Annotated in this window: 20 protein-coding genes; 9 read left to right on the top strand and 11 right to left on the bottom strand. The window is 67.1% G+C overall.

Translation table 11 applies throughout. The features are described from left to right. Window positions 1-155: 155 nt before the first annotated feature. The 5 genes from C6W92_RS17710 to C6W92_RS10375 all read right to left on the bottom strand — a co-directional run bounded on the left by C6W92_RS17710 (window position 156) and on the right by C6W92_RS10375 (window position 5,040). Window positions 156-662: a hypothetical protein gene (locus C6W92_RS17710; RefSeq protein WP_164989215.1), complete on the bottom strand. Its 507-nt coding sequence runs from the start codon at window positions 660-662 to the stop codon at window positions 156-158. 71 nt (window positions 663-733) lie between these two features. Then, window positions 734-1,603: a sulfotransferase domain-containing protein gene (locus C6W92_RS10360; RefSeq protein WP_129432893.1), complete on the bottom strand. Its 870-nt coding sequence runs from the start codon at window positions 1,601-1,603 to the stop codon at window positions 734-736. Next, entirely contained in the window at window positions 1,600-2,430 is an 831-nt protein-coding gene (locus tag C6W92_RS10365; RefSeq protein ID WP_129432894.1) for a sulfotransferase domain-containing protein, read from the bottom strand. The genes C6W92_RS10360 and C6W92_RS10365 overlap by 4 nt, the downstream gene beginning before the upstream one ends. 104 nt (window positions 2,431-2,534) lie before the next feature. Continuing rightward, on the bottom strand, window positions 2,535-3,650 hold the full coding sequence (locus C6W92_RS10370) for a porin (RefSeq protein WP_241691129.1): 1,116 nt from the start codon (window positions 3,648-3,650) through the stop codon (window positions 2,535-2,537). Window positions 3,651-3,864: 214 nt separating this feature from the next. Then, entirely contained in the window at window positions 3,865-5,040 is a 1,176-nt protein-coding gene (locus C6W92_RS10375; protein WP_129432895.1) for a pyridoxal phosphate-dependent aminotransferase, read from the bottom strand. Between the two features lie 219 nt (window positions 5,041-5,259). Here C6W92_RS10375 and C6W92_RS10380 point away from each other — a divergent pair, with 219 nt between their 5' ends. After that, entirely contained in the window at window positions 5,260-6,123 is an 864-nt protein-coding gene (locus C6W92_RS10380) for a DUF2189 domain-containing protein (RefSeq protein WP_129432896.1), read from the top strand. A 13-nt stretch (window positions 6,124-6,136) separates the two neighbouring features. Here C6W92_RS10380 and C6W92_RS10385 read toward each other — a convergent pair whose 3' ends face one another. Beyond that, entirely contained in the window at window positions 6,137-6,724 is a 588-nt protein-coding gene (locus tag C6W92_RS10385) for a riboflavin synthase (RefSeq protein WP_129432897.1), read from the bottom strand. 146 nt (window positions 6,725-6,870) lie between these two features. On the opposite strand from C6W92_RS10385, the gene C6W92_RS10390 reads away from it, so the two are divergent. From C6W92_RS10390 to C6W92_RS10400, 3 genes are all read left to right on the top strand, one after another. Further along, window positions 6,871-8,163, top strand: coding sequence for a capsule biosynthesis protein CapA (locus C6W92_RS10390; RefSeq protein WP_129432898.1), 1,293 nt, complete (start codon window positions 6,871-6,873; stop codon window positions 8,161-8,163). Between the two features lie 98 nt (window positions 8,164-8,261). After that, window positions 8,262-9,410, top strand: a complete 1,149-nt coding sequence (locus tag C6W92_RS10395) for a polysaccharide biosynthesis/export family protein (protein WP_241691130.1) — start codon at window positions 8,262-8,264, stop codon at window positions 9,408-9,410. Continuing rightward, on the top strand, window positions 9,407-11,422 hold the full coding sequence (locus C6W92_RS10400) for a capsular polysaccharide biosynthesis protein (RefSeq protein WP_129432899.1): 2,016 nt from the start codon (window positions 9,407-9,409) through the stop codon (window positions 11,420-11,422). The genes C6W92_RS10395 and C6W92_RS10400 overlap by 4 nt, the downstream gene beginning before the upstream one ends. A gap of 34 nt (window positions 11,423-11,456) precedes the next feature. Here the strand turns inward: C6W92_RS10400 and C6W92_RS10405 are convergent, their stop codons facing one another. Together C6W92_RS10405 and C6W92_RS10410 are read right to left on the bottom strand one after the other, a co-directional pair. Continuing rightward, window positions 11,457-11,792, bottom strand: coding sequence for a cupin domain-containing protein (locus tag C6W92_RS10405; protein ID WP_129432900.1), 336 nt, complete (start codon window positions 11,790-11,792; stop codon window positions 11,457-11,459). A gap of 76 nt (window positions 11,793-11,868) precedes the next feature. Further along, window positions 11,869-13,149 carry a DUF3422 domain-containing protein gene (locus C6W92_RS10410; RefSeq protein WP_129432901.1) on the bottom strand — a complete coding sequence of 427 codons (1,281 nt, stop codon included), beginning with the start codon at window positions 13,147-13,149 and terminating at the stop codon, window positions 11,869-11,871. Window positions 13,150-13,444: 295 nt separating this feature from the next. Between C6W92_RS10410 and C6W92_RS10415 the strand changes: the two genes are divergently transcribed. Beyond that, window positions 13,445-14,347, top strand: coding sequence for a DMT family transporter (locus C6W92_RS10415; RefSeq protein ID WP_129432902.1), 903 nt, complete (start codon window positions 13,445-13,447; stop codon window positions 14,345-14,347). Window positions 14,348-14,418: 71 nt separating this feature from the next. On the opposite strand, the gene C6W92_RS10420 is transcribed toward C6W92_RS10415, so the two are convergent. From C6W92_RS10420 to C6W92_RS10430, 3 genes are all read right to left on the bottom strand, one after another. Then, the gene (locus C6W92_RS10420) at window positions 14,419-15,903 is read right to left on the bottom strand and encodes an NAD(P)(+) transhydrogenase (Re/Si-specific) subunit beta (RefSeq protein ID WP_129432903.1); all 1,485 of its coding nucleotides are present in this window, start codon (window positions 15,901-15,903) and stop codon (window positions 14,419-14,421) included. A 13-nt stretch (window positions 15,904-15,916) separates the two neighbouring features. After that, window positions 15,917-17,491, bottom strand: a complete 1,575-nt coding sequence (locus C6W92_RS10425; protein WP_129432904.1) for a Re/Si-specific NAD(P)(+) transhydrogenase subunit alpha — start codon at window positions 17,489-17,491, stop codon at window positions 15,917-15,919. A 128-nt stretch (window positions 17,492-17,619) separates the two neighbouring features. Then, on the bottom strand, window positions 17,620-18,072 hold the full coding sequence (locus C6W92_RS10430; RefSeq protein WP_241691131.1) for an isoprenylcysteine carboxylmethyltransferase family protein: 453 nt from the start codon (window positions 18,070-18,072) through the stop codon (window positions 17,620-17,622). Between the two features lie 432 nt (window positions 18,073-18,504). Here C6W92_RS10430 and C6W92_RS10435 point away from each other — a divergent pair, with 432 nt between their 5' ends. The 4 genes from C6W92_RS10435 (at window position 18,505) to C6W92_RS10450 (ending at window position 25,421) form a co-directional block, all read left to right on the top strand. Beyond that, a complete protein-coding gene (locus C6W92_RS10435) occupies window positions 18,505-19,257 on the top strand; it encodes an SDR family oxidoreductase (protein ID WP_129432905.1) in 753 nt (250 codons plus the stop codon). Between the two features lie 10 nt (window positions 19,258-19,267). Further along, complete coding sequence (gene kynU, locus C6W92_RS10440; protein WP_129432906.1) at window positions 19,268-20,461, top strand: kynureninase; 1,194 nt, start codon at window positions 19,268-19,270, stop codon at window positions 20,459-20,461. A 177-nt stretch (window positions 20,462-20,638) separates the two neighbouring features. Further along, window positions 20,639-23,083 carry a Hint domain-containing protein gene (locus C6W92_RS18155; RefSeq protein WP_277815901.1) on the top strand — a complete coding sequence of 815 codons (2,445 nt, stop codon included), beginning with the start codon at window positions 20,639-20,641 and terminating at the stop codon, window positions 23,081-23,083. Between the two features lie 187 nt (window positions 23,084-23,270). Continuing rightward, on the top strand, window positions 23,271-25,421 hold the full coding sequence (locus C6W92_RS10450; protein ID WP_129432907.1) for a choice-of-anchor L domain-containing protein: 2,151 nt from the start codon (window positions 23,271-23,273) through the stop codon (window positions 25,419-25,421). Window position 25,422 lies beyond the last annotated feature (1 nt).

Genomic DNA, 25,422 nt, shown 5'->3' on the forward strand with positions numbered 1-25,422 from the left:
TACTTCAATGATCACAGCTATTTGCGACGTCGAGGAGCGCCCGCCCGAGGGGGCGGTCGGGCGCTGCGCGGCGGTGCTTTCAGCACCTTGATTCCGCGCATTGGCACCAAGACCCGAACGTCCGCTCAAGGCCAAAAGCCCCCGCGCCTGCCGCCTTACACTCCGCCCGCGCCGGGTCCGGTTGGCCGGAACCACACGGCGAAGGTGCCGCCGAATTCGTCGTCCTCGACATGCACCACCTGCCGCGGGATGCCGATCTCCGCGCGGCGCGCGGCGTCGCCCGGCTGCCAGGCCCGCGACGTCACGGCGCAATGCGCCTCCTGCCCACCATAATCGGCCATCGGCGGCACTTCCTTCATGAACCGCAGTCCCTGCAGGACGGTCTTGCCGCCCACGGCCACCGCGCCGGTATCGAGCACGCCCTTCGCCTTGTTATTCGTCAGGATGGATTGCTGCCGGCTCTCGGCCCAAACCCCGCAGACCATCGTGCGCCCGTCCCGCTCGCGCAGGTCGATGGCCACGGTGATCCCGCCCCCGCTGTCATAGCTGCCGCCCGACAGCACCGGGTCGGCCCCCAGCCGGGCCACGGTCTGCGGCGCGGTCGCGGCAGTGCAGCCAGCCAGCAGGCCAGCCGCGGCGAACGTCATCGCGGATCGGATCATCGCAACCTCCTTGGTCGTCCCGTTGTCTGCCCCGACATGGGGATCGCGCGCCGGAATGCCAAATCCGGCCCTCACGCGGCTCCCGCGTATTCGGCGGTCTCCTCCAGCATCTCTGGATACCATTTTTCCAGCACCGGCATGAACGCCTCGCGGATGCGGCCCACCTGCGCGGGCGTCAAATCCTCGCGCCAGACCCCGGCCTGCCCACGCGCAAAGAACGACTGCATGTGCGGCGGGCGCTCGCGAAAGCCCGCCTCGCTCTCCTGCTTCTTCAGCGCATCGAAACTGGTCTCGCGCAGCGCGTAGGCAAGCTGCGCCTTGTCCACCTTGACGCGCAGGAATTTCTCCAGCAGGCGGGTCATCTCGCGCTCGCCCCGTCGCAGCATGTCCTCGTACCGGATGACATGACGCGGCAGGCCAGGCGCGGTCGTCCACGTCTGCACATGATCGTCCCACCGTCCCAGCGCCTCGAAGATGCCGGTGTCGGTGCCGCTGCTCATGTCCGGGTCCATCATCCGGTCGATCGCGGTATCGAGATCGCAATCCTGGTGCCGCGCGAACGAGGGCGCGAGGTCGAACGGGTTGCGCATCATGTAGATCGCCGCCGCCGTCACCTCGGCAGGGATGACATCCTTGCCCAGGATGCGGATCGGCTGGCAATGGGTCTTGACGAAATGGTGGCTGGGCTTCGACGCCGCGATCATCCGAAGCGCGGTCGGCCGCACCGCCATCCAGTCCTCGTAGGTCTTGCCCCGATAGACGCGCCCCGCCGCCCGGTCAAAGAAATCCTGCCGTATGTCGCCGGTGGTGAACTGGCTGAGATGGTTGATGTCCGGCGCCTGCCCCTTGGGCATGAAGTAATGCGCCAGAAGCGACCGCATCCAGGTGTTGCCGGACTTGGGATAGCTCGCCAGCCAGATTATTCGCCGCAGATCGTTCATTCCAGGTACCCGAATTTGGTCATCACCTTGCGGTGCGCGTGCTTCATCTTCTTGACCAGCCGCGCGGGCAGGTCGGTCTTCCACTGGTCCTTCTGCCCCTTGGCAAAGAACCGCTCGCTCTGCTCGGATTTCTCGACGAAACCCTGCTTCTTCTCCTGCTCCGACAGCTCCTTGAAGCTGGAAAACAGGATCGCGCGGTCCAGCCGCTCGACATCGAGTGGCATCCCCAGATGCTGCACCAGCCGCGCGAAACAGGCACGCGGCTCCGCCAGCATGTCCTCGTAGCGCAGCACCAGCACCGGATAGGCGGATTTGCCGGTCCAGCTTCGCACGTGATCGGACCAAGAGCCCATGAACTGCGTCACCGTCTCCTCGTCGGGCGGGTTGGCGTTGTCGGGGTGGCTGACAGTGCTGACCGCCTCTTCCGGCGTCATCCCGTAATGGCGCGCATAGGACAGCACCATGTCGAGCGGGTTGCGCAGGATGTAGACTGCCGAGCGCGTGACGCTGTCGGGGATGAGCGGCACGCCGCGCGCGGTGACGCGGGCGTTGTGCGTCTTGACGAGGTTGATATCGGCATTGTTCGCCACGATCCCGCGCAGCACCCGCGGGCGAAGTTGCAGGGTCTGGTCGATATTGGTCACGTCGAGCGGACCACCTGCCACCATCCGATAGGTCTTGGTGATCGAGTCGCCCATCGCCACAAGATGCGCGTTGTTGATCGGCACCGGCTCACGCGCGTTAGCGATGTAATTGGCCAGGAAAATCCGCGCCCATGTGTTGCCCGACTTGGGGTAGGACGCCATCCAGACGATGCTTTTTTTCATGGTGCGGACCGTCCGTTTTCCGGGATGCGAAAATAACACCCGGACAAATAAAAGCGGCGGGGGATAATGTCACCCCCCGCCGCCTTTTTTTCAGATCAACTGGCTCAGAAGCTCAGGTTGATTGCGGTCGCCAGCAGGTTGCCGTCGATGCCCGGGTTTCCGGCCACGGCACCGTTGTTGGTTTCCATGTAGGCGTAGTAGACGTCCCAGCTTACGCCGGCACCAAGGCTACGCGACGCACCAAGCAGGTAGGCCTCGTAGTCCGAGCTCGGGGCACCGCCACCGTTGCTCGTCTCACCCTGGTAGGTGCTCAGGCCAACGGTCCAGGGGCCTGCGATGTCGTAGGACGCGCCCACGCTCCAGCCTTCCTGGTCGCCCGCACCGCCGGCAAAGCCGTTGTCGTTCTCGGCATAGGTTGCACCGAAGGTGAAACCGCTGACGCCGATCGTGCCGCCAACACCCCAGGTGGTCGGATCCGACCGGCCGACGGTGTTCGTGTCACCCGTGCCCCAGCGGGCTGCGAGGCCAACGTCAACACCGTTGAACGACTGGCTGTACTTGGCGCCGATGTCGAAGATGTCGAACACGGGGCCAACCGCGTTGCGGTTCACACCGAAGTTGTTGGTGGTGTTACCGGCGCTGGTCGCCGCGTAGGACGCACCAAGGGTCAGGCCGTTAAAGGACGGCGTGAAGTAGGTGATGCGCTGCACGTCGTTGTTGCCAGCGACCTCGGTCAGCGACGACAGGGCCGCCTGACGGAAGCCACCCGAACCGGTGACCGGGATGAAGGCCGACAGCGAACGCGAGTTGATCGCCATGGACGACACGCCGGGCGTGTAGACCGAGCCCATCAGCAGGTAGCCGGCCGAGTTCTCGGAGCCGAGGACGACCTTGCCGAGAGTATCGCTCTCGATGGTGACGTAGGATTCGTCGATGCCAACAGCGCCGCCGCCGTTGTTCATGGCTTCCATCTGGACGCTGAAACCGAAGGTCATGCCGTTGTCGAGCGTGACGGACGGCGAGAAGATGATCTCCGAGTTGGTGTAGACATCGACACCGTCGAAGTCCGCACCGGTAACGCCGGTGCCGGAAACGTCAGTGATACCGACGTGGGTGTTGGCAAAACCGCCCCACTTCATGTTCCATTCCTGGGCCGAAGCCGGGGCAGCCATTGCGACGCCAAGTGCGATCGCGCTGGTGCTCAGAAGATGCTTTTTCAAGGGTGTCCCTCCTCATAAGCAGGTTTTCATTTCCGCCGCACCAGTCATTGACACGGCTTGGGCATTGGAATGCGCCAATCCCCCCCCGGGTGTCAACGAAGCCCCCCGGCCCCGCGCGCATCCCGCGGCAATTGTGGCTCAGATACCACACACCTTTCGGGCAGGGCGGCAGAGTCCGAGATATTATCAGGAAAATGTAGGTTCATCTTTGACCTTACGCGGGAAGCCGCGCATGGGCCGCCATCCGCGCGGCGGCCTCCATGAGTCGCGAGTCGTCCACCGTCAGCGCCACCCGCACCCACGATTCGAGCGTTTCGCCAAACGCCGCGCCGGGCATCACCGCGACCCCCCTCTCCGCCAGCAGATCGTCGGCATAATCCGCCCCGCACATCCCCGTGGCCGACACATCGACCATCGCGAACATCCCCGCCTGCGGACGGTGCACCCGCAGCCCGCTGCCGGATTCGAGTGTTTTGGCCAGCGCGGCGGCGCGCGCGGCATAGCGCTGCCGCATCCCCGCCGCGACCTCCGATCCGCGCCGGATCGCCGCCTCGGTGGCATCGGCGATGAACGGCTGGTTGCCGAACAGCATTACCTCCGCCAGCGGCAACAGCGCTTCGATGAACGCCTGCGGGCCGATGCACCAGCCACTGCGCAGCCCCGGCGCGGCGTGGCTTTTCGAAATCGACGACACCGCGATCACCCGGTCGGCCAGCGCCGGATCGGCGAGCGGCGAGACGAAACGCATCCCGTCGAACACCAGGTCCTCGTACACCTCGTCCACCACGATCCACAGGTCATGCGCCCGCGCCACCGCACCGATGGCCGCGATGTCGCTCTCGGTCAGCACCGCGCCGGTGGGGTTGTGCGGCGTGTTGAGCAGGATCGCCCGGCTGCGCGGGCCGACCCGCGCGGCCAGGTCGCCCGCGTCCATGCAAAAGCCCCGCGCGGGGTCCAGCGGCACCGGCACCATCCCGGCCCCGGTGGCGCGAATGACGCCCTCGTAGGTGGCATACATCGGATCGCCCACCAGCACCTCGTCGCCCGCTTCCACCAGCGCCGCCATCACGGCGAATAGCGCGGTCTGCGTGCCGGGCAGGCAGATCACCTGTTCGGGGGTGAACTCGCGGCCCCGCCGCGCGGTGTAGAGCGCCGCCAGCGCCGCGCGCAGCCCCGCCTCGCCGCGCCCGTTGGAATAGGCCGTGCGCCCCGCCGCCAGCGCCGCCCCCGCATCGGCGATCAGCGCGGGCGGCGCGGCGATGTCGGGTTCGCCAATGGTCAGGCGGATGACGTCGCACCCCGCGCGCGCCATTTCGGCGGCGCGCTCGTGCACCCGCCACTTCGCCCCGCCCAGCCCGGCGAGCCGGTCCGTCACCGTCGAGAATTTCATTACCGCCTCCGCGACTGCGTCCTGTGCGCCGATCCATGCCGCGCACCATGCCCCGCCGCAAGGCGAAAGCATGGTTTGAACCGTGCGGTTCGCCGCCCGAACCTGCAGGTTCGCCGCCGCGCCCGTCGCCGGATCGTGAGTGTGACGAAGCGCCATTGCGTGCTATCATGGTGTGGCAGAACGCCGCATCCGGCGTCGCAAAACAAGCGGGAGGACACCATGACCCGAACCATCGGAAACCCCCTGAGCTGGGCCGCCGAGGCCGCGTTTGGCGCCGGGCGCACCGCCGCCGAGGCGACCGAAGCCCTGCGCGGCCACGCCGACACCCCGCCCGAGGTGCGCCGCCTGACCAATGACGACCTGCGCACCGCCCTGCGCCGCGGCATCGAGGATTTCGGCGCCCTGCGCAGCGACGTGATCTTTCTCATCCTGATCTACCCGATCATCGGCATCGCGCTCGCGCTCACCGCGTTTCACATGGCGCGCCTGCCGATGCTTTTCCCTTTGGCAGCAGGGTTTACGCTGCTCGGGCCGGTGGTCGCCACCGGTCTCTACGAGATGAGCCGCCAGCGCGAAGCGACCGGGCACGCGGGCTGGGGCGCGGCATTCTCGGTGATCCGCGCGCCGGTCATCGTGCCTGTCATCGTGCTGGGCGCGGTGCTGATGATACTGTTCCTCGCGTGGATGTTCGCCGCGAGCGTGATCTACAACGCCACCCTTGGCCCCGAGCCGCCAACCTCGGTCGCGGGCTTCCTCGGGGACGTGCTGACCACGGGGCCCGGCTGGGCAATGACCGTGCTGGGCGTGGGCGTGGGCGCGGTGTTCGCCGCGATGGTGCTGGCGCTCAGCCTCACCGCCTTTCCCATGCTGATCGACCGGCGCGCGGGCGTGACGGTGGCGGTGCTCACCTCGCTCAAGGTGGTGCGCGAAAACCCCCGCGTTTCAGCCACTTGGGGGCTGATCGTGGCGGTGGCGATGCTTGTTGGAACGTTGCCGCTGTTCCTTGGCCTGGTGATCGTCCTGCCGGTGCTGGGCCACGCCACCTGGCACCTCTACCGCGCGGCGGTGCCCGCCGAGGCGTGAGCCGACGCCCGCCTCACCCCGCCTCGGCGAGCCGCGCCACGTAGCGCGCCAGCGTGTCGATCTCCAGATTGACCATGTCGCCCTCGGCCACGTCGCCCCATGTCGTCACCTGCCGCGTGTGGGGGATGAAGTTGATCCCGAAATCGCGGCCCTCGACCTCGTTGACGGTAAGCGAGGTGCCGTTGAGCGCCACCGACCCCTTGGGCGCGATGAACCGCGCCAGATCCCCGGGCGCGCGCAGCGTGACGCGGGTGCTGTCGCCATCCGCGGCCACCGACACCACCTCGGCCAGCCCGTCCACATGGCCCGAAACGATATGCCCGCCCAGCTCGTCCCCCACCTTGAGCGACCTCTCGAGGTTGACGCGCCGCCCGTCCTTCCATGTCGAGAGGTTGGTGCGTGACTGCGTCTCGGCGGAGATATCGACATCGAACCAGTCGGGGCCGAGATCCACCACCGTCAGGCACACGCCGTCACAAGCGATGGAGGCACCCATCTCGATGGTGCCGGTGTCATAGCCGGTCGCGATCCGCGCGCGCATATCGCCGCGCTGCTCGACCGCGCGAACCTGGCCGATATCGGTGATGATGCCTGTGAACATGCGCGCCGCTCCCTTCGCTGGCCTGCCCCAACGGCCTAGCGCCCCGACCGGTCCAAGACAAGCCAACCAGCGACCCGCAGGCTTACTTTTGCCAGAATTTTCCGCTACGAGAACCCCGGAACGAGAGTGAGCGGGGACATGCAGGAATGCCAGGGCTGACCGGAATAGGGCGCTCTTTCCTGTTGCTGCAGGGGCCGCACGGGCCGTTTTTTCACCGGCTGGCTCAGATGCTGCGCCGGTCGGGGGCCGAGGTGCGGCGCGTGGGCTTCAACGCGGGCGATCGCGCCTTCTGGCCCGATGCCGGTCGCTACATCGCCTTTCGCGAGGCGCCTGACCGCTGGCCCGAAACCTTGCGCAGCCTGATCGCGGCGCATGGCGTGACCGATCTGGTGCTCTACGGCGACACGCGGCCCGTCCATGCCGAGGCGGTGGCCATCGCCCGCGCGGCGGGGATCACGGTGCATGTGTTCGAAGAGGGCTACATGCGCCCCTACTGGATCACCTACGAGCGCGGCGGCACGAACGGCCATTCGCGGCTGATGGATCTCGGTATCGACGAGATGCGCACGGCCCTCGCCGCCTCGGACATGGATACCGCCCTGCCGCCCGCAAGCTGGGGCGACATGCGCGAGCACATCTTCTATGGCGCGCTCTATCACGGCTGCGTGCTGGCGCTGAACCGGGGCTATCGCCGGTTTCGTCCGCACCGCACGATCGGGGTGGGGGCTGAATTCGCGCTCTACATGCGGCGCCTGCTGTTCATGCCCGCCCTGGCGCTGGAACGGCGCGTTGCGACACGGCGCATCCGCACCGGCGGCTTTCCCTATCACGTCGCGCTCTTGCAGCTCGAACACGACGCCTCGTTCCAGGCGCACTCGCCGTTCTCGTCGATGACCGAGTTTCTCGACGTTGTGATCAAGGGCTTTGCCGCGGGCGCACCGCCGCATCATCACCTCGTGGTCAAGGCGCACCCGCTCGAGGACGGTCGCGCCCCCATCCGCGCCACGCTGCGTCGGCTGGTGGATGAACATGGGCTCAGAGGCCGGGTGCATTTCCTGCGCGGCGGCAAGCTCGCGCCGCTTCTCGACGAGGCGCGCAGCGCCGTCACCGTCAACTCCACCGCCGGGCAGCAGGTGTTGTGGCGGGGCATCCCCCTGCGCACCTTCGGCGCGGCGGTCTATGCCAAACCCGAATTCGTCTCGACCCTGCCACTGCCCGAATTCTTTGCCCGAGCCGAGCGCCCCGACCGGCGCGCCTATGCCGATTACCGCCGCTACCTCTTGGAAACCAGCCAGCTTCCCGGCGGGTTCTACTCGGCGCGCGGGCGGCGGCAGGTGCTGCGGCAAGTGGTGGACATGATGCTCGCACCCGACGATCCCTACGACGCGCTGAGCCGCGGCACCGCGGCACCAAGGCAACAGTTGCGCCTCGTTCCCTGAGGCAGCCCACAGGAAAAGCTGGATTTTTCAGGCCCCTTGCGATAGCGTTCCGGGAAAAATACCGAGGCAGAACAAGAACAGGTCGAGGAGACCGAGCAGTGACACCCCGACACTCCCGATGGGCGCGTCCCGTCGCCCTCTTGCTGGTGGCAAGCCTCCTAGCCGGGTGCGGCCTGCCACGACTGGGCCCCAACAAGCGCGAAATCTATGCCGGATCGGTGCAGCGTCAGGGCGACGCCTTCGTGGTGACGGTGAACGACCGCGTTACCCGCGCGACCGCCGTGCAGCCGGCGCTCGGCTTCACCGAGGATTTCCTCAATGCCGGGCTCCTCGGCTCGGACACGATCCGCGCTGGCGACAAACTCGGCCTCACCATCTGGGAAAATGTCGATGACGGGCTGATGACCGGGGCAACCGCAAACCAGACCGTCCTCGAAGAGGTGCAGGTCGATGGCCAGGGCTTCATCTTCGTGCCTTACGCCGGCCGCATCAGGGCGGCGGGCAACACGCCCGAGGGGGTGCGCCGCGCTATCACCGAGCGACTCGACCAGCAGACCCCCGATCCACAGGTCGAGGTGCGCCGCGTGGCCGGTGACGGCTCGACCGTATCGGTGAGCGGCGCGGTCGCCGGGCAGGGCGTCTACCCGATAGAGGCGCCGACGCGGCGGCTCTCGGCAATGATCGCGGCGGCGGGCGGCATCGCCATCAAGCCCGAGGTCGCGCAGATCACCGTGATCCGCGGCGAGAAACGCGCCAAGGTCTGGTTCCAGGACCTGTTCAAGTATCCGCAATTCGACATCGCCCTGCGCGCCGGCGACCGCGTTCTCGTCGAGGCCGACACCCGCTCCTACACCGCGCTCGGGGCCACCGGCGCGCAGGCGCGCGTGACCTTCGAGACCCAGACGCTGAGCGCGCTCGAGGGGCTGGCACAGGTCGGCGGGTTGAGCGTGGCGTCCTCCGATCCCACCGGCGTATTCGTGCTGCGCAACGAACCGGCGGAGATCGCCAACCAGGTGCTGGGCCGCAACGATCTCGTGGGCGCGCAGCGCATGGTCTATGTGCTCGACCTCACGCAACCCAACGGCATGTTCATGGCCCGCGATTTCGCGATCCGCGACGACGATACGATCTACGTGACCGAGGCCCCCTTCGCGCAATGGAGCAAGGTCATCTCGGCGCTCACCGGCACGCTGGGCGCGGTCGGCTCGGTCTCGACCGCATCGAGCACGCTGCAAGGCGACGTATGACGCCAGAACAGGGCGACGCACCCGCCGGGGCCGATACGCCCCGGCGGGTTTTCCATTTCAACGGCGGGTTCTTGTGGCAGCGGCGGGTAAGGCGCATCCTGCACCTTGCCGGGTACGACCTGCGCCTCGGCTGGCCGTCTGCCGGGGACCTCGTGGCGGTCTGGGGCAAGAGCCCGGTCGCGGCGCGCGGCGAGGCGGTGGCGAACCGTACCGGCACGGGGCTTCTGCGGGTTGAGGACGCATTCCTGCGCTCGGTCCTGCCGGGGCGCAGCGGTGCACCGCCGCTGGGGCTTCTGCTCGATCGGCAGGGCGTGCATTTCGATGCAGGCGTGCCCTCGGATATCGAGGATACGCTCGCGCGCCACCCGCTCGACGACACCCCGCTTCTGGACCGTGCGCGCGACGCCATGGCGCGGCTGCGCGCGGGCCACCTGACCAAGTATTCCGGCGTCGATCCCGCCCTGCCCTGCCCCGATCCGGGCTACGTTCTGGTGATCGACCAGACATATGGCGATGCCTCGGTCCGTCATGGCGGGGCGGATGCCAGCACCTTTCAAGAGATGCTGGCCCTCGCGCAGGAAGAGCACCCCAACGCGCCCATCCTGATCAAGACTCACCCCGAGACCGCCCAGGGCCACCGACGGGGCTATTTCTCGACGGCGGACGCCGTCGGCCGCGTGCGCCTGATCACCGCGCCGCTCAGCCCCTGGCCGCTGCTCGAAGGGGCACAGGCGGTCTATACCGTGTCGTCGCAGATGGGGTTCGAGGCGATCCTCGCGGGCCACCGCCCGCAGGTCTTTGGACGGCCCTTCTACGCCGGGTGGGGGCTGACCGAGGACCGCCACGCCACACCCTTCGCGCGGCGCACCCGCACCCTCACCCGCGCACAGCTCTTCGCCGGCGCGATGATCCTCGCCCCCACCTGGTACGATCCCTGCCGCGACCGGCTCTGCGACCTGGAAACCGCGCTCGACCAGTTCGAGGCCGAAACCCGCGCCTGGCGCGACGATCACCGGGGCTGGACCGCGCATGGCATGCGGCTGTGGAAACGAGCACCGATCCAGCGCTTCTTCGGCAGCCAGCGGCGGGTGATCTTCGGGCGCGCGCGCGGCGACCGCCCGGCGATGGTATGGGCCTCGGCAAAGACGGACGCCCCCGAGGCCGCGGTGCACGTCGAGGACGGCTTCCTGCGCTCGCGCGGGCTCGGGGCCGATCTGGTGCCGCCCCTGTCGCTGGTGCTCGACGATCTCGGCATCTACTACGATCCCGGCCGCGAAAGCCGGTTTGAGCGGCTGATCGCTATGCGCGAGACGCTGCGCGCCGATCACGTACAGCGTGCCCGCGCCCTCATCTCGACGCTGACGGATCACGGGCTGAGCAAGTACAACCTCGGCGCGCCCGCCCCCGCCCTGCCCGACGGCCACCGCATCCTCGTGCCGGGGCAGGTCGAGGATGACGCCTCGATCCGGCTCGGCGCGGGCGCGATTGCCACCAATCTCGAGCTGCTGCGCCGCGCGCGTGCGGACAACCCCGACGCGGTTATCCTTTACAAGCCGCACCCCGACGTCGAGGCCGGGCTGCGCCCCGGCGCGGTGCCGCCCGGGGCGCTCGACGGTCTCGCCGATCTGGTGGTCTCCGGCACCGATCCCGCCGCGCTGCTGACGCAGGTGGCCGAGGTCTGGACGATGACCTCGCTTCTGGGGTTCGAGGCACTGTTGCGCGGGGTGCGGGTGACCGCCACCGGCGTGCCCTTCTACGCGGGCTGGGGCCTCACCCGCGATCTCGGGCCGGTGCCCGCGCGGCGCCGCGCCCGGCCCGCGCTCGAGGGGCTGGTCCACGCCACCCTGATCGACTACCCGCGCTACCGCGATCCGGTCACCGGCCTGCCCTGCCCGGTGGAGGTGGTGGCCGACCGGCTGACGAACGCGGAGGGGCCGCGCGCGGGGGCGGCGAACCGGCTGCTGGCCAAGGCGCAGGGCGCGCTGGCGGGCCACGCGTGGCTGTGGCGCTGAGCGGGCGCGGCGCCGTCGGCCCCAGGTTGCGCGTCTAGCCTTTGAGCGGGTAGCGGTCCGGCTCGGCAAACACGTCGATCACCCGCGTGCCTGCCTTGATCTTCGCGCCATGCTCGACGCCCGCGCCGATGGCATAGCTGTCGCCGGGTCCATAAATGCGCGTCTCGCCACCGATGGTGAACTCGATCTCGCCCTCCACCACCGTGCCCCATTGCGGGCCGTGGCTGTGCGGCGGCAGGACCATGTCCTGAAGAAAGGTAAAGAACACGCTTAGCCCGTGCTCCGAGCGGACGGCGCGGCTCTGCACCACGTCCTCGGGAAAGGGCAGATCGAGGGACGGGAAATCCATGATGAAATCGGCAAAGGGCATCGGCATCTCCTCCTGGGGTCTCGCCCTTCGATCATGCGCCCCCGGCCCTGGCATGGCAACGCCTCAGGACAACGCGTCAGTGCAGCTTGCGGCGGATGCGCTGCACCATCCACCACACCGCGGCCACCACCGGCAGGGTGACGGCGGCGGTGATCATGCCCTTGCTTACCCCCATCACGCCGGCCACCGGATAGAGCAGGTAGCCCGCCAGCGACACCGCGTAATAGCTGATCGCCACCACGCTGAGCCCCTCGACCGTGCGTTGCAACCGCAGTTGCAGGTCAGCGCGGCGGTCCATGCTCTCCAGCAGGCTCTGGTTCTGCGCGCTGCGCTCCACGTCCACCCCGGTGCGCAAGAGATCGCCCGCCCGCATCGCCCGGTCCGACATCGCCTTGAGCCGGTCCTTTGTCGCCGTCACCGTGCGCATCGCCGGATCGTATCGCCGCATCATGAACTCGTAGAAGGTCTGCCGCCCGTTGAACCGCTCTTCGCGCAGCGCCCCGATCCGCTGATGCACGATCTGCTCGTAGGCCGCCGTCGCCCCGAAGCGGAAGGAGGATTTCGCAACGAGGGCTTCCAGCTCCGCCGACACCTCCAGCAGCCCGTCAAGCGTGTCCTCGGCGGGCTGGCTGCCGGCGGTCATGTCGCCCACCAGGCGGCTCAGGCGGCTGTCGGTCTCGCCCATCTGGCGGCTCATCTCGCGCACCCGGGCAAAGCCCAGCATCGACATGGTCTTGTAGGTCTCGATCTCGCACAGCCGCTGCACGATCCGCCCGATCCGCCGCTGCCCGGTCTCGGGGGCTACGTGTAGTGAGAACCGCAAATGCCCCGCCGGGTCGATCCGGAAATCGCCGGCGATCACGCCGGCATCGTCGAGCACCCGTGCCACCGCCACGCTCTCCGGGACGAACCAGCGGTCGATATCCGTCCGCGCGCCCTCGCGGCTCTCCCACGGCACCACCCGGATCATCGCCGAGGTGATCCGCTGCCCCGGCGCCTCGGCCAGCCACTCGTCGGGGAACACGTCGAAATCCGCCGGGTCGAAGGGGCGCTCGCTCACCCCCTCGCTGAACACCGTGTAGGTCACCATCTCGGTATGGCTCTCCCACTTGAGCCGGTGCCGCCCGATCTCGCCGAAATAATGCGTCGCACCGGGCCGGGGATGCTTGGCGCCGTACCGGTCGAGCAGCGCGGTGAGATGCGCGAGATCGGCCGCGCGATCGCGCTTGGCCGCGTCCTGTTCGCGCTTGACGGCGAGATAGATCGCCGTGCAGGGCGCGGCCAGTGTGGGAAAGGGCCGCGCGTGCAGCTCGTTGGTCAGCTCGTAGCGCAGCGGATGGTCGGTGATGGGGGGCATGGGCCGGTCTCCTGATCCTGTGCCGTTCCTTAGCGCGCCACGCACCCGCGCAAAAGAGGTTTTCCCTGAAAACCCAATGATTTAGCGGAACACAACCGTATACCGCACAGGCTTCGGGCTTCTTCTTGGTGAAAATACTCCAAAACCCGCGCCGCGCCAAAGGCGAATGCGTCATGCGCCGCGTACGCGAAATCCGCAGGAAACGGGTCGTCAGCCCCGCTCCCTGTGGGGCACATCTGGCGTCATGAGCATTTCAGACGCATCGGCACCGACCGCACCACCGTCACAGCGCCCCATGAGCGCACTCGAATGGGGTATGCTTCTGGCACTTGCCACGGTCTGGGGCGGGTCCTTCTTCTTTAACGAGGTGGCGGTGCGCGACCTGCCGGTGCTGAGCGTCGTCGTGGGCCGCGTGGCCCTTGCCGCCCTCATCCTGATGGCGATTCTGCGACTGCGTGGCGAGCGCCTGCCGCGCGGGCGGCGCATCTGGGTCGCCTTCGCCTGCATGGGGCTGATGAACAACGCGCTTCCCTTTTCGCTGATCGTCTGGGGGCAACAGCATATCGCCTCGGGCGTGGCCTCGATCCTGAATGCCGCGACACCACTCTTCACCGTTTTGCTGGCCCATGTCCTGACCCGCGACGAACGCATGACCGGCGGCAAGATCTCCGGTGTGCTGATCGGCTTCGCGGGGGTGGCGGTGATGATCGGAATGGGGGCACTGCGCGATCTTGGTGTGCATGTGGCCGCGCAACTCCTGTGCCTGATGGCTGCCGTCTCTTACGCGCTGGCGGGGATATTCGGGCGACGCTTCCGCGGCATGGGGGTCAGCCCGATGGCCACCGCGACCGGACAGGTCATCGCGTCGAGCCTGATCCTGCTGCCGCTCGCGCTGATCGTCGATCGCCCGTGGGGCCTTGCGCCCCCCGGCATCGCAGCCATCGGCGCACTGATCGGGGTGGCCACCCTGTCGACCGCGCTGGCCTACACGCTCTACTTCCGCATCCTCGCGACGGCGGGGGCGACCAACCTGCTTCTGGTCACCTTCCTTGTCCCGGCCAGTGCCATCCTGCTGGGCACGCTCATCCTGGGTGAGGTGCTGCTCCTGCGGCACATGATGGGAATGGCGCTGATCGGTGCCGGGCTTGCCGCGATCGACGGGCGGCCCTGGCGCATGCTCACGCGGGCCTTGCGCTGAGAGACCGCGCGCCATGAAAAGAGGCGCGACCCGCAGGCCGCGCCTCCGCTAACGCAGACCTGTAAAGGCCCTCACTCGATCTTCGGCAGCAGGCTCGTCACGCTGGCCTTGGCATCGCCGTAGAACATCCGCGTGTTCTCCTTGAAAAACAGCGGATTCTCGATGCCGGAATAGCCGGTGCCTTGCCCGCGCTTGGAGACGAAGACCTGCTTGGCCTTCCACACCTCCAGCACTGGCATGCCCGCAATCGGGCTGTTGGGGTCGTCCTGCGCCGCCGGGTTGACGATGTCGTTGGAGCCAATGACGATCGCCACATCCGTGTCGGGGAAGTCCTCGTTGATCTCGTCCATCTCCATGACGATGTCGTAGGGCACCTTGGCCTCTGCCAGCAGCACGTTCATGTGCCCCGGCAGGCGGCCTGCCACCGGATGGATGGCAAAGCGCACGGTCTTGCCCTTTGCCCGCAGCTTGGAGGTGAGGTCCGAAACCGCCCCCTGCGCCTGCGCCACCGCCATGCCATAGCCCGGCACGATGATCACGCTGTCGGCCTCGTTCAATGCCTGCGCCACACCGTCCGCGTCGATGGCAACCTGCTCGCCCTCGATCTCCGCCGCAGGGCCCTGCGATCCGCCAAAGCCCCCGAGGATGACGCTGACAAACTGCCGGTTCATCGCCTTGCACATGATGTAGCTCAGGATCGCACCGGAAGAGCCGACCAGCGCGCCCACGACGATCAGCAGGTCATTGCCAAGGCTGAAGCCGATCGCCGCCGCCGCCCAGCCCGAATAGCTGTTGAGCATCGAGACGACCACCGGCATGTCGGCCCCGCCGATCCCCATGATCAGGTGATAGCCGATAAAGAACGCCAGGAGCGTCAGCAGCACCAGCGTCCATACGCCCGCGCCGCCCAGATACATCGCCGCGCACAGCAGCGACAACGCCGCCGCACCGGCGTTGAGAACGTGACCGCCCGGCAGCTTCTTGGCGGCACCGTCCACCTTGCCCGCGAGCTTGCCATAGGCGATCACCGATCCGGTGAACGTGACCGCACCGATCCAGATGCCGAGCATCAGCTCGACCTTGAGGATATTCACCTCCACTGCCGTCTTCTTGGCGAGGATGGCGGCAAAGCCGGTGAACTGCTTGGCAAAGGCCGCGGCCTCCGCGCTGATCTCCTCGGACCTGGGAAAGGCGAGCCCTTGGTCGGCAAACGCCTGCGCCACGCGCCCCAGCTCGAGATCGGCGTTGAACCCCACGAACACCGCCGCAAGGCCCACGAGGCTGTGCATGATCGCCACCAGCTCGGGCATCTGCGTCATCTGAACCCGCGTGGCGAGCTGATACCCCACCGCCGCGCCACCGGCGATCAGCACCACCGACAAGAGCCACAGCCCCTGCCCCGGACCGACCATCGTCGCCAAGACGGCGATGGTCATGCCCGCGATCCCGTACCAGATGGCGCGCTTGGCGCTTTCCTGTCCGCTCAATCCTCCAAGGCTGAGGATGAAGAGAACCGCCGCGACCGCATAGGCCGCTATCGTGAATCCGAAATCCATGATCCCCTCCGCCTTATGATTTCTGGAACATGGCGAGCATCCGCCGTGTCACGAGAAAGCCGCCGAAGATGTTGATCGCGGCCATGAACACCGCAAGCGCGGCGAGGATTGTGATGAAGATCGAGCTCGACCCGATCTGTATCAGTGCGCCGAGGATGATGATCGACGAAATCGCGTTCGTGACGGCCATCAGCGGCGTGTGCAGGCTGTGGCTGACATTCCAGATCACCTGGAAGCCCACGAACACCGCCAGCAGGAACACAATGAAATGCTGCATGAAGCTCGCCGGCGCCACGAGGCCGACGCCAAGCACCAGCGCGCCCCCGATGGCCAGCAGCGTCACCTGCCTCTTGGTCTGCGCCTTGAACGCCGCGATCTCCTGCGCGCGTTTTTCTTCGGCGGTCAGTTCCTTTGGCTTTTCCTTCGCGGGCGCAGCGGCAATCGCGGCCACCTTGGGCGGTGGCGGCGGCCAGGTGATCTCGCCCTTGTGCGTCACGGTGGAGCCACGGATCACGTCATCCTCCATGTCATGCACGGCCTGCCCGTCCTTCTCGGGGGTCAGGTCGGTCATCATGTGGCGGATGTTGGTGGCATAGAGCGTGCTGGCCTGCGTCGCCATCCGGCTCGGGAAATCGGTATAACCGATGATGGTCACACCGTTTTCCGTCACGATCTTGTCGTCGGCGACGGTGAGCTTGCAGTTGCCGCCCTTCTCGGCGGCCAGATCGACGATCACCGAGCCGCGCTTCATGGATTTCACCATGTCCTCGGTCCACAGCTCCGGCGCCTCGCGGTTGGGAATAAGCGCGGTGGTGATCACGATATCCACCTCCGGCGCCAATTCGCGGAACTTGGCAAGCTGCGCCTCGCGGAATTCCGGGCTCGACACCGAGGCATAGCCGCCCGAGGCCGATCCGTCCTGCTGTTCTTCCTCGAAATCGAGATAGACGAACTCGGCGCCCATCGATTCCACCTGCTCGGCCACTTCCGGCCTCACATCGAACGCATAGGTGATCGCGCCGAGGCTGGTGGCCGTGCCGATGGCGGCCAGCCCCGCCACGCCCGCGCCCACAACAAGCACCTTGGCCGGGGGCACCTTGCCCGCCGCCGTGATTTGCCCGGTAAAGAAGCGGCCGAAATTGTTGCCCGCTTCGATCACCGCGCGGTAGCCCGCGATATTGGCCATCGAGCTCAGCGCGTCCATCTTCTGCGCGCGGCTGATGCGCGGCACCATCTCCATCGCGATGACGGTGGCGCCCTTCTTGGCGGCGGTTTCCAGCCCGGCCTCGTTACCGCCGGGGTTGAAGAACGAAATCAGCGTCAACCCCTCGCGCAGCCTTTTCAGCTCGGTCTCGGTGGGCACGCGCACCTTGGCGATCACGTCGCTCGCCTTCCACAGCGCGGCGGCGGTCTTGATGATCTCGACCCCGGCCTCCTCGTAGGCGGCATCCGAGAAACCCGCGCGCTCGCCCGCGCCGGTCTCGATCGCGCAGTCATATCCCAGTTTCTGAAGCTGAAGCGCAGAGTCCGGCGTCATCGCGACGCGGTTCTCACCCTCCATCACCTCCTTTGGCGTTCCGATCTTCACGTTTCCTGTCCCCCTCTGGCAGATCCTGTCTGTCGATGGCCGCCGGTCATCCGGTGCCGGGTCGGTTTTCACGAAAGCGGTTATTTCACACTATTTTGCGACTTGCGATATCAAGTTTGCCGCAGGCGCTACAGCCAACGCCGGGTTTTTTCGCAATAGCGGGCAAAATCGGCCCGGAACGTGCGGCGCATCCGGTTCTCTTCGGGGATCACGAATCGTCGCTCGATCACCCAGACGAAAACCGGGATCAGCGGCAGCGCCAGCACCGCGTCCCAGCGAAGGATGAATCCCGCGAGGATCAGCGCGTCGCCCAGGTAGATCGGGTTGCGCGATCGTTTGAATATGCCCGACTGTATCAGCCGCTCGGGCGTCTCGTGCGGCACGATGGTGGTCTTGTGCTTGCGGAACTCCATCGCCGCCAGCGCGATCAGCAGCACGCCGCCGCCCACCAGCAAGCCGCCCGCGAAATCCACCCATCCGCCGCCGAGGCTCAGGTCCATCGGTGCCCACATCGCCTGTGCCCACGCCAGCACGAGAAAGCCCACGAGCCAGACGGGGGGCATGTCGATCCATTTCAGCATTCGCGCGGTTCTCCGGGACAGGTGTCAATGGCACCATGCACGGGATGGCGGGGATGTCAAAAACCGCGTGACGCCCGGTGCCAGCGGGAGTGACGAGGGCGCTTTGGATCGCGGGCGCGTCTGGCCTGTTGCCGCCATTCGCCTCCTGCCCCCGCGCGGAACAAGGCGTGCTTGCACGCCGCCGCGCGAGCGCCCGACCGCCCCATCGGGCGGGCGCTTCTGCAACGGTGCAAGTGGCGGAAATATAAGAGGTATCTTGCACCATAAATCGCACAGCATTGGCCGAACTGCGCCCACCCGGCGGTCGGGCGCTCGCGCGAACCATCGCCAAATGCCCAACGACCGCTTCAGGCCACCCCCGCCAACCCGCACCTTCCCCTTCCCCCCTCCCCGTGTCACCGCTACGCTGCCCGCAACCAAACCGGAGGCTCCATGACACTCGACGGCAAACACGCTCTCGTCACCGGCGGCGGCACGGGCATCGGCCTCGCCATCGCCCGCGCACTCGCCAATGCAGGGGCCGAGGTCACGATCACGGGCCGCCGCGCGGAGGTGCTCGACGCTGTGGCCGGCCCGCGCCTGCATCCGCAGGTCATGGACGTGACGGACGAGGCGAGCGTCACCCAGGGCGTGGCCGCAGCGGTCGCCGCACGCGGCCCGGTGCAGGTCTGCACCCCAAACGCCGGCATCGCCGAGGGTCGCGCGCTCCACAAGACCGATACCGATTTCTGGCGGCGCATCATGGCCACCAATCTCGACGGGGCGTTCTGGACGATCCGCGAATGTCTGCACGACATGCGCCGCGCCGAGTGGGGCCGCGTCGTCGCCGTCTCCTCCATCGCCGGACTGCGGGGGCTCAAGGGCGCGTCGGCCTACACCGCGTCCAAGCACGGGCTGATCGGCCTCATCCGGAGCTTGAGCGAGGATTACCTCGGCACGACTCTCACCTTCAACGCGGTCTGCCCCGGCTATGTCGATACCGAGATTGTCACGCGCAACGTGGCCTCGATCGCCGCGCGGGCGGGCGTGACCGAGGATGCCGCCCGCGCCACCATGATCGCCACAAATCGCCACAACCGCCTGATCGCCCCCGACGAGGTGGCGCAGGCCGTGCTATGGCTGTGCGGCCCGGGATCGAGCAGCGTCAACGGCCAGTGCATCGAAATCGCGGGCGGACAGGTCTAGGGGGCACGGGATGACGAATTTCGAGGCAACCCGCGCCATGTTTCACCTCCCCGAGGGGGTGATCTATCTCGACGGCAACTCGCTCGGCCCCCTGCCCCGCGCGGCCAGCGCCCGGATGGCACGGGCGATGCAGGACGAGTGGGGCGAGATGCTCATCACCGGCTGGAACCGCGCCGGATGGATGGCGCAACCGCGCGCCCTGGGCAACCGGATCGGGCGGCTGATCGGCGCGGCGCCCGGTACCGTGGTCCTCGGTGATACGTTGTCAATCAAGGTCTACCAGGCGCTCGCCGCCGCGCTCGACCTGCGCCCCGGCCGTCGCGTGATCCTCTCCGACAGCGGCAATTTCCCGTCCGATCTCTACATGGCCGAGGGGCTGATCCGGGCACTGGACCGCGGCCTTGAGCTGCGCGTCGTCGCCCCCGAAGAGGTGGCCGACGCCATCACCGAAGAGGTCGCCGTGACGCTGCTCACCGAGGTGGATTACCGCACCGGGCGGCTCCACGACATGGCCGCGCTAACCGCGCGCGCCCACGCGGCAGGGGCGCTCACGGTCTGGGATCTGGCGCATAGCGCGGGCGCGCTGCCGGTGGACGTGGCAGGGACAGGCGCGGATTTCGCCGTGGGCTGCACCTACAAGTATCTCAACGGCGGCCCCGGCGCGCCCGCCTTCATCTACGTCGCCCCGCGCCATGCGGACACGGCCTTTCCGGCGCTCTCGGGCTGGCTGGGTCACGACGCACCGTTTGACTTCGAGCCTGCCTACCGCCCGGGCGCTGGCATCGAGCGGATGCGCGTGGGCACGCCACCGGTGCTCGCCATGGCCGCGCTCGACGCCGCGCTCGATGTCTGGGACAGGGTGGATATGGCGGATTTGCGCGCGCGCTCCGTTGCGCTCAGCGAGATGTTCATCACCGGCATCGAAGCCGCCTGCCCGATGCTCACGCTGGCCAGCCCGCGCGATCCGTCGCGGCGCGGCAGCCAGGTCTCGTTCCGATTCAAAGAGGGCTATGCCGCCATGCAGGCGCTGATCGCGCGCGGCGTGATCGGCGATTTCCGCGCGCCTGACATCATGCGCTTCGGATTCACGCCGCTATATCTCGGCGAGGCGGAGGTGCAGGCGGCCACCCGCATCCTGACGGAGGTGATGCAGGGCGGCCTCTGGGACGATCCGGCCCATCGCAGACGCAACGCCGTGACCTGATTGCCCGGCCCTCCGACTGATCCCAGATTCGACACAATACGCCTAAATTTGAGCAGAATATGCACCAATTGCCGCCGCACCGGCACTGTATCTGTTTTGGAAACAAGACGGGAAACCAACCCAAATCCCGTCCAGCCAGTTGGCGCAGACCAGCGGCGATGAGGAAGGAACAGGCCAGTGCCGACATACACGGTGAATATCTACAACAACGACCCGTTGTTCATCCTGTCGGGATCGGTCGGCAATACCGCGAGCTGGACCGGAGAGGCCAAACCGTCCGGCACCGCGACGATCACCGACAACGAGCCGGGCCTCGAAGGCCAGACCATCGACAGCAGCGGGTCGGGCGGCGAGAGCGCCACTGCAGACGTCACGGTTGGCGGCGACACCTCGACTGGAGCGGGCATCTATGCCGAAGAAAGCTGGACCCTGCGCGATACGGTCACCGGTGATACGTTCAACGTCATAACGTTTCGCGTCACCAGCGGCGACGCGACCGGCTACTATACCCTGTCAGAGACACCGCTTGTCACCGGCCGAAGCTATGAGACGCTCGACCATGACACCGATCCCGATGTGACCGCGGGCGATCCGGCGTTCAGTATCGACGACTATGTGGAGGCCGGGTTCGAGGTCGACGGGACCGCGGGCAACGACAGCATCGACGCGAGCTACGTGGATGCCGACGGCGACTCGGTCGGCGGGGGCAATGACACTGTCCTGGCGCGGGCAGGCAATGACACGGTGTTCGCGGGCGCAGGCGATGACACGGTGTTGGGGGGCACCGGCAACGATTCGATCCATGGCGGCGCTGGCGATGACAGCCTTGTTGGCGCGGACGGCGATGACACGCTGATTGGCGGCGCAGGCGCGGATACCCTTAGTGGCGGTGCCGCGCTTGATATTGTCGATTATTCCGCCTCGGACGCGGCCGTGAATGTCGATCTCAGCACCGGCACCTATGGTGGTGGCGATGCAACGGGCGATACCGGCTCTGGAATTGACGGAATCATCGGATCGGATTTCAACGACACGTTGACCGGCTTTGACGGCGTTTTTGACGGCGGCACCACCACGAATTACATCGACGGCGGCGCGGGGGATGATGTCGTCGACGGGCTTGACGGCGGCGATACGCTGATCGGCGGGGCGGATAATGACACCGTGCTTGGCGGTGGCGGCGACGACGAGCTCTACGGCGACGGCACCAGCGCCCGCTGGGCCTACGAGGTCTACACGCAGGATTTTTCCTCGGCCAACGGGCAGGCCTTCACCATCGAGAACGGCACGCTCGCAGGCTCTGGCACGCAGGACACGCTCGATATCGACGCGCTTGGTCAGGCGGCCACCGGGCAGGGCGATCCCAACGATTTCGGCGTCATCTTCACCTCGACGCTCTACGCGCCCGATGCGGGCACCTACCGGTTCACCACCACCTCCGACGACGGCTCGACCCTCCGCATCCTGGATTCGCAGGGCGACCCGCTCGACTTCACCAACCAGACCGGCAATGACGGCCCGTTCCTCGACAACGACTATCACCAGGCCCCCACCACGCGCTGGGGCGAGGTGACGCTGGAGGCGGGGCAAACCTACACGATCGAGGTGCGGGTCTGGGAAAACGCCGGGGGCGAGGTGCTGTCGGGCACGGTCACAGCACCGGGCGGCACCGAAACGAGCCTCGACGAGAGCCCGCTCATCCTCGGGGTCGAAACGGTCGCGGGCGATGACAGCCTCGACGGTGGCGCGGGGGCCGATCTCCTGTTCGGGGGCGGCGGCGACGATACGCTCGTCGCAGGCGAAAACGACACCCTGCTTGGCGGCGACGGCGATGATCTGTTCATTCTCGGCAACCAGACGGAAACCGGCGACGGCACGATCTCGATCACCGGCGGCGAAGGCGGCGAGACGGATGGCGACACGCTGCAACTGACCGCCGATGTCGGCCAGGACGACATCACCTTCACCAATACCGACGACGCGGCGGGCGGCCTGTCGGGCAATTTCACCCTGCCCGACGGCACCCTGGTCAACTTCTCCGAGATAGAGAACATCATCTGCTTCACGCCAGGTGCCCGCATCCTCACCGAACAGGGCGAGTGCCCGGTCGAGGGCCTGCGCCCCGGCGACATGGTCATCACCCGCGATCACGGGGCGCAGCCGCTGCGCTGGGTCGGGCGACGCACGGTGCCGGGCACTGGCCGCTTCGCACCGGTCCGCGTGGCCGCGCATGTGCTCGACGGGGCGTGCGCACCGCTCACCGTGTCGCCACAGCACCGGTTCCTGTTCACCGGCTACAAGGCCGAGCTGCTCTTTGGCTGCGACGAGGTTCTGGTCGCCGCCAAGCACTTGGTGGACGGACAGGCGGTGACGCAGACCGATCAGGCGGCAGTCACCTACATCCACCTGATGTTCGACCGCCACGAGGTGATCTATGCCGAGGGCGCCGCGACCGAGAGCTTTCACGTCGGCGATATCGGCCTCTCGGCCATCGCCGGGGGCGCACGCGAAGAGCTCTTCGCGCTCTTTCCCGAATTGCGCTCCCACCCAGAGAGCTATGGTCCCACCGCGCGCCCCTGCCTGCGCCGCCACGAGGCGCGGCTCTTGATGCCCGCCGCGTGACCGGGTGGCACGGATACCGACGCAATCCCGACAAGATGCCGACACGATATCCCTGCCCCGCCGCCGAATTGCCTCGACCGCGCCAAATGCAGGCCAAACGGAGGCGTTAACCCTCTGGAGTGAACCGGCGGTCTAGACTGCGGCGCCTCTCGGCGCGGCCGCGTTATCCGAGTTGGAAAGTGATGTCATGCCCATTGCAAGCGAGCTGAACGTCAACACCTCCGCCACCGCGATGGACATGGCCGACACCATGTTCGGTGACGGCGTCACCGTCGTCTCGGCAAGCTACAGCGGCGCCGGGGGGGCCTCGGGCACCTATTCAGGCGGCACCGGCACCCTGGGCGAGATCAGCCCCGGCGACGAGGGCGTGATCCTCTCGACCGGGCGCGCCACGGATTTCACCAACGATTCCGGCACGCTGAACACCAACACCGCCCCCAACACCTCGACCGACTGGGGCGGCGACGGCGAAGATGACGACGACGATGACCAGTACAGCGGCGGCGATGACCAGCTCGAAACGATTTCGGGACAGCAAATCTTCGATGCCGCCATTCTAGACGCCACCTTCGTGCCCGAGGGCGACACGCTGACCATGCAGTTCGTGTTCTCCTCCGAGGAATACCTGGAATACGTCAACTCGGGCTTCAACGACGCGGTGGGTGTCTGGGTCAACGGGGCCTATGTCCCGTTGGAGCTCGCGCAGGGCGGCAGCACCGACATCACCATCGACACGATCAACGACACGTCCAACGCCAACCTCTACCGCGACAACGCCGGCGATCAGTTCAACACCGAGATGGACGGCACCACCGTGGTGCTTTCGCTGACCGCCCCGGTCAACCCGGGCGAGGAAAACGACATCCGTATCGCCATCGGCGATGGCGGCGACGGCGTGTACGATTCCAACCTGCTCATCATGGCCGACTCGGTCCAGACGATGAACATCGCCGAGCTTGATACGTTGGCGCAGGGGCCCAACACCACGCAAATCCACGACATTCTCGCCAACGACCAGGGCGACGGGCACACCGTCACCCATATCGACAATACCGCCGTCAGCCCCGGCGATACCGTCACCCTCGCCACCGGCGAGCAGGTCACGCTGAATGCCGACGGCACCATCGCCATCACCACGGACGGCGATATCGGAACCAACACATTTACCTATTCCACGGTGGACGAGAACGGCACCCCTGCCACCGGCTTCGTCACCATCGAGACCACGACCACGCCGCCCGATTTCATCGTCGAAGGCACCGGCGCGGGTGAGGTGATCGATGCCGACTACACGGGCGATCCCGAGGGCGACATGATCGACGCCTTCGACCATTCCGACGCCTCCAACGACGATTCCGTTCAGGGCGGCGGCGGCGATGACACCATCCTGTCGGGCGCGGGCAACGATACCGTCGATGGCGGCGCGGGCGATGACGTGATCGACGGCGGAACCGGGGCCGACACCCTCATCGGCGGCACGGGCAACGACAGCTTTCTCATCGCGCAGGGCGACAGCGCCGAGGGCGGCGAGGGCGACGACACCTTCACCCTCGCCGAGGTCGAGGGCGAGAGCGGCGCCATCGACATCACCGGCGGCGAGGGCGACGAGACCGACGGCGATACGCTGATCCTCACACCGGACGTGGGACAGGGCGACATCACCTTCACCAACGAAGACGATGACGCGGGCGGGCTGTCGGGCAATTTCACCCTGCCCGATGGCACCCTCGTGACGTTCTCCGAGATCGAGAACATCATCTGCTTCACGCCCGGCACGCGCATTCTCACCCCCCGCGGCGAGCGCCCGGTCGAGACGCTGCGACCGGGTGACATGGTCATCACCCGCGATCACGGGCCGCGGCCAGTGCGCTGGGTGGGGCAGCGCACCGTGCCAGGCCGAGGAGCCTTCGCGCCCGTGCGCGTGGGCCCTGCGATCTTCGGCACCGGGACGGGCGGGTTACTGGTATCGCCGCAACACCGCCTGCTCGTCACCGGCTACCATGCCGAGCTGCTGTTCGGCTGCGACGAGGTGCTGGTCGCCGCCAAGCATCTGTTGGGCGGCACCGATGCCTGCATCGCGCCTTGCAAGGCGGTCACCTACATCCACCTGATGTTCGACCGCCACGAGGTGATCTATGCCGAGGGCTTTGCCACCGAGAGCTTCTTTGCCGGCGACGCGGCACTTTCGGCCGTGGACACCGCCGCGCGCGAGGAACTGTTCGCGATCTTCCCGGAACTGCGCAGCACCGCGTCGCGCCACCGTGAAACCGCGCGCCCCTGCCTGCGCGCCCGCGAGGCGACCCTGCTGCGCGAACGCCTCGCCGGCTACGCCGCCTGAC

This window comes from Roseovarius sp. A46, assembly GCF_004126395.1.
GTDB classification, from domain to species: Bacteria; Pseudomonadota; Alphaproteobacteria; order Rhodobacterales; family Rhodobacteraceae; genus Roseovarius; species Roseovarius nitratireducens.